The organism is Mesorhizobium sp. M7A.F.Ca.AU.001.01.1.1 (genome assembly GCF_004022735.1).
In the GTDB taxonomy this organism is placed as follows: domain Bacteria; phylum Pseudomonadota; class Alphaproteobacteria; order Rhizobiales; family Rhizobiaceae; genus Mesorhizobium; species Mesorhizobium ciceri.
In genome coordinates, this window is the sequence record NZ_RZPF01000188.1 from 1 (window position 1) to 9,432 (window position 9,432).

Below are 9,432 nucleotides of genomic sequence, written 5' to 3' on the forward strand. Positions count from 1 at the left end.
ACAGGATACGGTCATCCATCACCGACACCAGCCGGCCGCTCGCGAGATCGGGCGCGGCAATGAAATCCGGCAGGACGGTGAATCCCAGCCCGGACACGGCCGCGGCTCTCGCCGTCATCGGGCTGTTGACCTCGATCGGACCTGACACCGAAACGCTGACCGGATCGCCATTGTCGCCCTTGAACGGCCAGTTGTTCAGTCCGCGGCCATTGGTGTCGACGATGCAAGGCATGCGGCTGAGATCCTGCGGCCGTGTCGGCGTGCCATGCTTGGCGATCAGTTCGGGGGAGGCGCAGAGCTTTATCGAAAATGGCGCCAGACGCCTGGCGATCAGCGACGAGTTCTCCAGCCGCGAGATACGCACCGCAAGGTCGAAGCCTTCCTCGACCAGATCGACGAAGCGGTCGTCGAGCTGGATGTCGAGCACGATGTCGGGATGCTGCTTGGCGAAGTCGATCAGCGACTGGCCGATCGGCGCGTCGGCGAAGGTGCGCGGCGCCGACAGCTTGATCCGGCCGCGCACGTCGCCGGAGGATTCGCGCACCGCGTCGGCCAGGCTGTCGACCTCGCGCACGATCTCCGAGGCGCGCCGGTAATAGGTGTGGCCGGCCTCGGTCATCGAGAACTGGCGCGTGGTGCGGTTGAGCAGCAAAGCGCCGAGTTCGTCCTCCAGCTCGCGCACATATTTCGACAGCAAGGCCTTGGAGCGGCCGATCTTGCGCGCCGCCGCGGAAAAGCCCTCGGCCTCGACCACGTCGATGAAGGCGCGCATGCGCGTCAGTGTGTCCATGGTCAGGCCTTTCGTGCCGCGTCGAGAAGTTTCCGGCCGAGCCGTATCAGGGCAATGTCGCTGCCGGAAGGGCCAAGCAGCGACAGGCCGAACGGGGCGCCGGCGACCGAGCCGACGGGCAGTGTGATCTGTGGAAAACCGGACAGGCCGGCCAGGCACAGAAGCTGGAGCGCCCGTTCGCGATAGGCCTGGAACTGCTCCGGCGTGCTGTCCACGTAAGGCGCCGGACCAGGCACCGTCGGCAGGACAAGGAAGCCGTCCTTGCCGAGCAGGGCGCTCAGTTCGCCGCGAAAGGTCAGACGCCGCACCTTCTCGGCCTGCGCCGTCTTGTCGTCGACGGCGCGGCCGAAGCCGAAACGCTCCTCGACGCCGGTGCCGAGGCCGCGCTCGCCGCTGGTGATCCATTCGCCATGCACCGCCCAGGCCTCCCTGGCCTGCAGCCGGCGAAAGCACCAGTAAAGTTCATCGGGAGATGAGGAGAAGCGGATTGCCGGCGTCGCCGGCGCGCCGAAAACCGCGCCCGCCAGCCCCTTCATTCCGGCATATTCGGCCAGCGCCGGGCGGGCGACCAGCCCGTCCAGCCAATCCAGCGCCAGCGGCCGGTCCAACACGTGCTGGTGCGGATCGCGGCCGAGCAGCAGCTTGCCGACGGTCTCGTAGGTCTCGATGTCGTCGGCGAACCAGCCGAACGTGTCAAGGCTCGGCGCCAGCTTCATCGTGCCGTCGAGCGAAATGCGGCCATGCGTGGTGCGCAGCCCGATCAGTCCGCAAAAGCTCGCCGGCGCGCGGATCGAGCCGCCGGTGTCGGAACCAGTGGCGATATCGGCCAGCCTGCCCGCCACCGCCGCCGCCGACCCCGATGAGGAGCCGCCGGTGACGCGGTCGGGTGCCGCCGGGTTCACCGGAAACGAGAAATGCGCATTCTGACCGAACAGCGCGAAGGCGAGCTCGTCGGTCTGCGTCTTGCCGACGAAGCGTGCGCCGGCATCGAGGATCATCTGCACGGCGGGTGCGGTGCGCGAGGCTGCGTGGCTTTCGGCGAATTTTTGCAAATTGCCGCAACCGGTGCGGTAGCCGGCGACGTCGTATATGTCCTTGACGGCCAGCCGCAGGCCGGCCAACGGGCCGAGCTGGGCATGTGCCACGGGCATCTGGCGAAGATCGAGAAAGGCGTTGAGAGGGCCGTGCGTGCCTGTCATCGTTCGATATCCGGATACGGTTGCCGCAACATTGTTCGACGCCAGAAATTTTACAACCTGCGATACGATTTTTATTGATTGTGAAAGTCTTCGCCCTTATATCGCGCTTGCCCAAAGTCGCACGTGCCTGTGGGTGTCCGCCGATCCTCGAATGGTGAGGGAAATCGGTAAGGTAACTGGAGCCAACCCCTCCAGTCGGTCTAGCGGCCAACCGCCAGCCCGAGGACACCTTGAAGCAACGACGGTGCGGGCCTTTCTGGTGTTCTGCCGGTTGTCCAAAAACCGGGGTTACTGAAGAGGCACACCTTCATTGCCGGCAGTGCGGACGGGTCTCCCATCCAAGCCAAGGCAGACAAAGCGAACCGAGGCCGGGCAAGGCCAAGGTTCACCGCCGCGAGACGGCGCTTCATGGTTCCGGGGTCTCCACCGGCTGGTTCCATGGATTTCCGTCCCGCCTTTGTCCACCGCGAGTTCGCGAGGCCGACAGCCCGCGTCCCGCAGCCTTATTGCGCGCCGAAAGGCGCTGATGGAGAGACCCCGATGGCCACCCAGCGCATCCTTGACTTCCTCGCCACCCGACGTCCGACCGGCCCCTGCCTCGTCGTCGACCTCGATGTCGTGCGCGACAATTTCCGCGCCTTCGAGAAGGCGCTGCCCGATTCCAGGATCTACTATGCGGTGAAAGCAAACCCGGCGCCGGAAATCCTGCGCCTGCTTGCTGCGATGGGCTCGTCCTTCGACACCGCTTCCGTTGCCGAAGTCGAGATGGCGATGGACGCTGGTGCACCGGCGGACCGCATCTCCTTCGGCAACACCATCAAGAAGGAGCGTGACATCGCACGCGCCTACCAGCTCGGCATCCGCCTGTTCGCCGTCGATTGCGTCGAAGAGGTCGAGAAGATCGCCCGCGTCGCGCCCGGTGCGCGCGTGTTCTGCCGCGTGCTGACCGATGGCGAGGGCGCCGAGTGGCCGCTGTCGCGCAAGTTCGGCTGCGTGCCGGCGATGGCCGTCGACGTGCTGCGCCATGCCAAGGGGCTCGGCCTCGACGCCTATGGCGTGTCGTTCCATGTCGGCTCGCAGCAGACCGACCTGACCGCCTGGGACCGCGCGCTGGCCGACGCCAAGGTGGTGTTCGCGACGCTCGCCGAGGAAGGCATCGTCTTGAAGATGGTCAATATGGGCGGTGGTTTCCCGACGCGCTATCTGCGTGACGTGCCGGCCGCCCAGGCCTATGGCCAGGCGATCTTCTCGGCGCTGCGCAAGCATTTCGGCAATGCCATTCCGGAGACCATCATCGAGCCGGGCCGTGGCATGGTCGGCAATGCCGGCGTCATCAAGTCGGAAGTCGTGCTGATCTCGAAGAAGGCCGCCAACGACAATGTGCGCTGGGTGTTCCTCGACATCGGCAAGTTCGGCGGCCTGGCCGAGACGATGGACGAGGCGATCCGCTACCCGATCGTCACCGCGCATGACGGCACGGAGACCGCACCTTGCGTGCTCGCCGGCCCGACCTGCGATTCGGCCGACGTGATGTACGAGAAGACGCCCTATCTGCTGCCTTTGTCGCTGACCATCGGCGACGAGGTGCTGATCGAAGGCACCGGCGCCTACACGACCACCTACTCGGCGGTCGCCTTCAACGGCTTCGAGCCTCTCCGATCCTACGTGATCTGACGGCGCTTGCTCAGCGCATTTTCGAACGGCGAACCGGACACAACTTCGCCTGAAAATGCGCTGAGAGAGCCGATCAGATCATCCCAGGTGGGCGACTTTCGTCCACCCGGGCTCGCCTGTGGAACAGATCTCCGCTCGCCAGGGATTACGGAAATGGAAATGCCAGTTGAAATTGGGGGCCACGCACCGGCCTTTGTGATGGTTGCCGAAACCGCCGCCGATGTTGCGGCGCGCGAGGCGTTGCTCGATCGGGCGATGGGGCCGAAGCGCAGGAAAAAGTCGTCGGAGAAGCTGCGGCGTGGCCGGCGGCCCTCGGAAGGCCTGGTCTTCGTCGCCCGCGATGGCTCGGGCGGCGTCGCCGGCACCGTGCGGCTGTGGGACGTCAGGCTGGGCGAGGGCGGTGCGGCTGCGCTGCTGCTTGGCCCGCTTGCCGTCGATCCGTCGCTCAAGAACGCCGGCATCGGCTCGGCCCTGATGCGCCATGCCATCGCCGAGGCGGCACGTCTTGGCCATGCCGCGATCCTTCTGGTCGGCGATGCGCCCTATTACGCGCGCTTCGGCTTCTCGGCCGAGAAGACCGGTTCGCTTGCCATGCCGGGACCCTATGAGCGGCACCGCCTGCTGGCGCTGGAACTGGTGGAAGGCGCGCTTGACGGCGTGCACGGCACGCTGAGGGCGGCCGGCCGCAAGCTGAAGGCGCAGGAATTGATATCGGCGGCCTGAGATACGAAGCCGCCAGCATTTCATGCAAAAACGCCGCCCGAAAAGGCGGCGTTTTTTCGCGATTGGTGGGCGCCACCTTGGGCGCCTGCATGCCTTCAGCCGATCAGCTGGCTGAGCGCCATGGCAACGGTCATGTCGCCTTCGACCTTTATCTTGCCGGTCATGAACGCCATTGTCGGGTTCAGGTCGCCAGCGATCAGCGAATCGAGATCGTCGAGCGAGAGCTTGATGGTGCAGTCGGTGGGTGCATCGGTGTTCGAGACGGTTGCGCCGTCGATGACGATGACGCCGTCGCTGCCGGTGTCGAATTTCACGGAACGATCGAACCCGCTGCTGGCCACGCGCGACTTGATCTTCTCGGCAATCTCCTGAACGCTCACGCTGTTCTCCTTGTCTGGTTGCATCTGTCTCGCAACGGCGCTTCGATCCAGCCGAAGCCCGTGCCGCGGTTTCGCGATCACGGTCGCTGCCGCATATAGCTTTGCGTTGACGTTTACGTCAACGCGAATTCAGGCGGTTGGTTCCTGCCGTTGCGGCAGGCGAGCCTGGAGGAGGCCGGAAATGCGAGCCCGGCAACTCAGTGTTCCTTGAACGCCTTGGTCATTTCGCTCGCCGTCTCGCTTTTCTTGCGGCGCAGCCAGTTGGCGCATGTATTTGTCGACGGTCGGCTGCTGCGCCGGATTGATGGTGGTGGCCGCTTCGCCATGTTGTTCGAAGTTGAAGGCGGCGGCCAGCCCGGCATAGGCCTTGTTGGTCATCTTGTTGGCGACGCTGTCGGCGTCGCGAATGCCGCCGGCAAGAACGTTGCGGATGAGGTCCTTGCTTTCCGTCGCCGGGTCCAGTCCGTAGGCCGAGAGCACGTAGTTGTACAATCGGCTGTTGGCCATCAGGTCGTCGATGGATTTCACGTTCGTGACGTTGGCAAGGTAGTACGCGGTCTCCGACTTGATGTAGTCCGCATTCGGCGCGATCAGGCCAAGCGCCGACTCCGTCGTATAGATTTTCGGGGTGTCTTTCTGCACTTCGTCGCGCGACGTTGTCTGATCGCCATATTGGGCAAAGTTGAAGGCCGTGACGAAGTTGGCGTACCGTTTATCCGTCAGCTTGTTTGCTGGGCTGTCGGGGTCGCTGACGCCGCCCTCGAGCATTGTGCGGATCTGCTGCGGCGTTTCGGTTGACGCATCAAGTCCGTAGGAAGCCATGGCGAAGGTGAGCAGGCGCTTGTCCGCCATGAGGTTGTCGATCGACGTCACCTTGGAAATGTTTGCCGCGTAATAATCGGCCTCGCCCTTGATATATTGCGCGCTTGGCTCGACCAATGTCAGTCCGGCTCCGGCCATGTATCCTTTCGGCACCGCCTGCTGGACATCGTCGCGCATGGTCGTCTGATCGCCATACTGGGCGAAGTCGAAGGCTGCGACGAATTTGGCGTAGCTCTTGTCGGGCAGTTTGTTGGCGGGACTGTCGGGATCGCTGACGCCACCTTCGAGCATCGCCTTGACGGTTGCGGCAGGTTCGGTTGCGGCGTCGAGTCCGAAAGCGGCCATCGCATATGTCAGCAGGCGGCTGTCGCCCATCAGGTCGTCGACCGATCTAACCTTGGCGATGTTGGTGACGTAGTAGGCGGTTTCGCTCTGGTAGTAAGGGAGCCCCTTCTGCGAGGCGCCGATCTGGACTTGCAGCGCATAGTTGCTGGTCACCAGTTGCTGCGCCTTGTTGTAGACAGTCGTACTGGTGCCGTTGGCGGCGAAATTGAAGGCCCTGACGAATTCGGCGTAACGCTTGTCGGTCAGCTTGTTGGCGAAGCTGTTGGGATCGGAGACGCCTTCCTTGAGTGCCTTGACCATGAAGGCCTTGGCGTAAGCCATGTCCTCGAGCCCGTAGGCCTTCATGGCATATTTGAACAAACGGTCATTCTTGACGAAATCGTCGATCGATTTCACCTTGGTGATGTTGTCCAGATAATACTTGGTGTCGCGATCAACCACGGGCTGCTGCTCGATCCTGTCGATCGACTTTGAAATGTCCCTGGTGATGAGCTGGTAGCTGGTAAAGGTATTAAGCAAAGAGGTGCCTCCGGCCGAAGCTATGTCCGGACAATACCCCTACTTCCTTGCGCGAAACTGAATCGTCTCCGACGCCTTCGATTCAAGCCTCACACAAGGCACGGGGGCTATCCCTAGCTCCTGATGTGAAATGCGGAAGGACCTGTCGTGGGCATTCTGATTGGACTGGTGGTAACGCTCGGCTGCGTCCTTGGCGGCTTCATGGCCATGGGCGGCCATCTTCACGTGCTGATCCAGCCCTGGGAGGCAGTGATCATCTGTGGTGCGGCTTTTGGCACCTTCCTCGTCGCCAATCCGATGAAGACGGTCAAGGATACCGGCAAGGGCATTCTCGAAGCCTTCAAGCAGGCGGTGCCGAAGGAACAGGACTATCTCGAAACGCTCGGCGTGCTGCACTCGCTGATGCGCGAGCTGCGCTCGAAATCCCGCAGCGAGGTCGAGGCGCATATCGACAATCCGGAAGAGTCGGCGATTTTCCAGGCGTTCCCAACCGTGCTGCATAACCACGATCTGACGCATTTCATCTGCGACTACTGCCGCATCATCATCATCGGCAATGCCCGCTCGCACGAGATCGAGGCGCTGATGGACGAAGAAATCCAGACCATCAGGTCCGACAAGATGAAGGCCTATCACGCGATGGTGGCGGTGGGCGATGGCCTGCCGGCGCTCGGCATCGTCGCCGCCGTGCTCGGCGTGGTCAAGGCGATGGGCGCGCTCGACCAGTCGCCGGAAATTCTCGGCGGTTTGATTGGTGCCGCGCTTGTCGGAACGTTCCTCGGCATCTTCCTGTCCTATTCTGTGGTCGGACCGGTCGCCACCAAGATCAAGACAGTGCGCGAGAAGAAGAACCGCCTCTATATCATCGTCAAGCAGACGCTGTTGGCCTACATGAACGGCGCGCTGCCGCAGGTGGCGATCGAGTTCGGCCGCAAGACCATCTCGTCCTATGAACGGCCGACGATCGACGCGGTCGAGCAGAGCACGATGAATACCGGCACCGTCGAAAAGAAGGCCGCCTGAACGATGCGCGACAGATCGGTCCCGGCACTGTCATGACCAGCCTGGGCAGTCCAGCGGAAGCGCGCTCGCTGATCATCGAGCGTCTGGTCGGCGACAGCGGTGAGGCCGCGCAGGTCATCGACGCAGGCCGCGCCATGGCCGAACGCGCCGTGCCGCTGCTGCAGAAAACCCTGACCAGCGAGTTTGGCGTTCCGGTCGTCGTCGATCTCAAAGCGATCGAGGTCAGCCGCGTTCCCGAGGCGCGTTCGCGTGCCGGCGACACGTTTGCGATGACCGTGATCGGCTCGTCGGCGTCCTCCGATGCGATGACCCTGGTAATCGATGCTCCGGCGATCGCCATCATGGTCTGCACGCTGTTCGGCGGCGACCCGGATCTGCCGGCATCGCCGATCGAACGCGATCTGTCGCAAATCGAAATCGATGTTTCGACCATGGTGTTCCAGCAGGTCGCACAGGCCCTCAACGGATCGGGAAAGCGTTCGCTCGACCTGCGCCTGCCCGCGCCGCGGGCAATGTCGGGCACCGAGGCGAAGCGGTACGTGCTGCGCGATGGCGCGGCAATCCGCATCGTGCTTGGCATCTCGACGCCGGCCGACAGTGGCACCGTGACGGTGACGATGCCGCAGCGCGTCGTGCTGGCCAGCCGCGACGGAGCCGTGCCTGTCAGCGACGACGATCACGGCCCCAGCTGGCGCGCCCGCTTTTCGGAAGAGGTGATGCGCTCCACCGTGGCGCTCGAGGCCACGATGCCGCTGGCGCGGCTGACGCTCGGCGACCTCGCCGGTTTCGAAATCGGCGACGTCATCGAATTCGAGGAAACGGCCCAGTCCCAGGCGCGTCTCAGCGCACGGGGCAAGACGCTGTTCGTATGCGAGTTCGGCAAACTGGGACAGAATTACACCGTCCGGATCAGGCAACCTTACGATGCCGGGCAGGACTTTATCGACGGGCTGATGCCGGCTGCCGCCGGACGCGCCTGAGCATTTGGAGACGATCATGGCCAAAACCAAGGCGGAAGCCGACCTCGACCAGCCGGACGAGCAACTCGACCGTGCCATCGAAGAGTTGCGCGGGGTCCTGCATGAAGAGGAGCAACGTCCCGATGCGGCGTTCAGGGCGGCCTCATCGGCCAATTCGAGCGTGATCATGAACATCCCCGTCGATGTCCAGATCATCCTCGGCAGCACCGAGATGCCGGTCTCCGATCTGATGGCGCTGCAAAAAGGGTCGACCGTGGCGCTCAATCGCCGCATCGGCGAACCTGTCGACGTCGTGGTCAACGGCCGAAAGATCGCGCGCGGCGAGATAACCGTTCTGGAAAGCGATCCTTCGCGCTTCGGCATCAGGCTGACCGAAATCATCGCCGGCACGAAGGGCGCCTAGACATGGTTTGCGGGGCTTGCCGGTGGCAGCGGAGGCGAGTGGCATGACGACGCCGGTGACCTTGACCCGCGCGCAGAAGGCGGCCGCCATACTTGTGGCGATGGGCAAGCCGTCGGCCAGCCGCCTGCTGAAATTCTTCAAGCAGGAAGAACTGAAGGCCCTGATCGAGGGCGCCCGGCTGCTGCGGACGATTCCGCAAAGCGATCTTGAGCGCATTGTCGCTGAGTTCGAGGCCGAATTCACCGAAGGGGCGGGATTGCTCGATTCCGCCGACAGGATGGACACCATCCTCAACGAATCGCTCTCGCCCGAAGAGATGAGCGCGATCATGGGCGACAGGAAATTCGAGGTCGCACCGGAAGGCCCGCCGCCGATCTGGCCCGAGCTCGAAAAGCTCGAACCGGCGCGGCTTGGCGCCTTCCTGGCCGGTGAGCATCCGCAGACAGCGGCCATGGTGTTGTCGAAGCTGGCGCCGCAGGTGGCGGCGAGCGTGCTGCTGACACTGACCAAGCCGATGCGTGGAGAAATCATCAAGCGCATGGTGACGATGGCCAATGTTCCCGACGCTGCCGCC

General features: G+C 63.4%; 9 protein-coding genes and 1 pseudogene. 6 read left to right on the forward strand and 4 right to left on the reverse strand.

The genetic code is table 11. The features are described from left to right. The coding region (locus EN884_RS13905; RefSeq protein ID WP_164895005.1) for a LysR family transcriptional regulator at positions 1-790 on the reverse strand (790 nt) is incomplete at its 3' end. Between the two features lie 2 nt (positions 791-792). After that, positions 793-1,989: an amidase gene (locus EN884_RS13910; protein WP_063168936.1), complete on the reverse strand. Its 1,197-nt coding sequence runs from the start codon at positions 1,987-1,989 to the stop codon at positions 793-795. Positions 1,990-2,529: 540 nt separating this feature from the next. Between EN884_RS13910 and odc2 the strand changes: the two genes are divergently transcribed. Both odc2 and EN884_RS13920 read left to right on the forward strand, forming a co-directional pair. Beyond that, positions 2,530-3,663 carry an ornithine/lysine decarboxylase gene (gene odc2, locus EN884_RS13915; RefSeq protein WP_024502712.1) on the forward strand — a complete coding sequence of 378 codons (1,134 nt, stop codon included), beginning with the start codon at positions 2,530-2,532 and terminating at the stop codon, positions 3,661-3,663. A 153-nt stretch (positions 3,664-3,816) separates the two neighbouring features. Continuing rightward, positions 3,817-4,386: an N-acetyltransferase gene (locus tag EN884_RS13920; RefSeq protein WP_063168935.1), complete on the forward strand. Its 570-nt coding sequence runs from the start codon at positions 3,817-3,819 to the stop codon at positions 4,384-4,386. 95 nt (positions 4,387-4,481) lie between these two features. On the opposite strand, the gene EN884_RS13925 is transcribed toward EN884_RS13920, so the two are convergent. Both EN884_RS13925 and EN884_RS13930 read right to left on the reverse strand, forming a co-directional pair. After that, positions 4,482-4,790, reverse strand: a complete 309-nt coding sequence (locus tag EN884_RS13925) for an SCP2 sterol-binding domain-containing protein (protein ID WP_128337429.1) — start codon at positions 4,788-4,790, stop codon at positions 4,482-4,484. Positions 4,791-4,895: 105 nt separating this feature from the next. Next, positions 4,896-6,452 carry a DUF1217 domain-containing protein gene (locus tag EN884_RS13930; RefSeq protein ID WP_245491931.1) on the reverse strand — a complete coding sequence of 519 codons (1,557 nt, stop codon included), beginning with the start codon at positions 6,450-6,452 and terminating at the stop codon, positions 4,896-4,898. A 147-nt stretch (positions 6,453-6,599) separates the two neighbouring features. On the opposite strand from EN884_RS13930, the gene motA reads away from it, so the two are divergent. The 4 genes and pseudogenes from motA to EN884_RS13950 form a co-directional block, all read left to right on the forward strand. Further along, entirely contained in the window at positions 6,600-7,475 is an 876-nt protein-coding gene (gene motA, locus EN884_RS13935) for a flagellar motor stator protein MotA (protein WP_013529803.1), read from the forward strand. A gap of 32 nt (positions 7,476-7,507) precedes the next feature. Beyond that, positions 7,508-8,455, forward strand: a complete 948-nt coding sequence (locus tag EN884_RS13940; protein ID WP_013529804.1) for a FliM/FliN family flagellar motor switch protein — start codon at positions 7,508-7,510, stop codon at positions 8,453-8,455. Between the two features lie 16 nt (positions 8,456-8,471). Beyond that, positions 8,472-8,858 (forward strand): flagellar motor switch protein FliN, encoded by a 387-nt coding sequence (gene fliN, locus EN884_RS13945; protein WP_023809994.1) that lies wholly within the window; start codon positions 8,472-8,474, stop codon positions 8,856-8,858. Positions 8,859-8,901: 43 nt separating this feature from the next. Beyond that, positions 8,902-9,432 (forward strand): annotated as a pseudogene (locus EN884_RS13950) (flagellar motor switch protein FliG); the annotation flags it as partial.

Bases quoted from the DNA above. Each gene is read 5' to 3' on its own strand.
- EN884_RS13920 (WP_063168935.1), top strand. From the start codon at position 3,817: ATGGAAATGCCAGTTGAAATTGGGGGCCACGCACCGGCCTTTGTGATG.
- EN884_RS13925 (WP_128337429.1), bottom strand. From the start codon at position 4,790: ATGCAACCAGACAAGGAGAACAGCGTGAGCGTTCAGGAGATTGCCGAG.
- odc2 (WP_024502712.1), top strand. From the start codon at position 2,530: ATGGCCACCCAGCGCATCCTTGACTTCCTCGCCACCCGACGTCCGACC.
- EN884_RS13940 (WP_013529804.1), top strand. From the start codon at position 7,508: ATGACCAGCCTGGGCAGTCCAGCGGAAGCGCGCTCGCTGATCATCGAG.
- fliN (WP_023809994.1), top strand. From the start codon at position 8,472: ATGGCCAAAACCAAGGCGGAAGCCGACCTCGACCAGCCGGACGAGCAA.
- EN884_RS13910 (WP_063168936.1), bottom strand. From the start codon at position 1,989: ATGACAGGCACGCACGGCCCTCTCAACGCCTTTCTCGATCTTCGCCAG.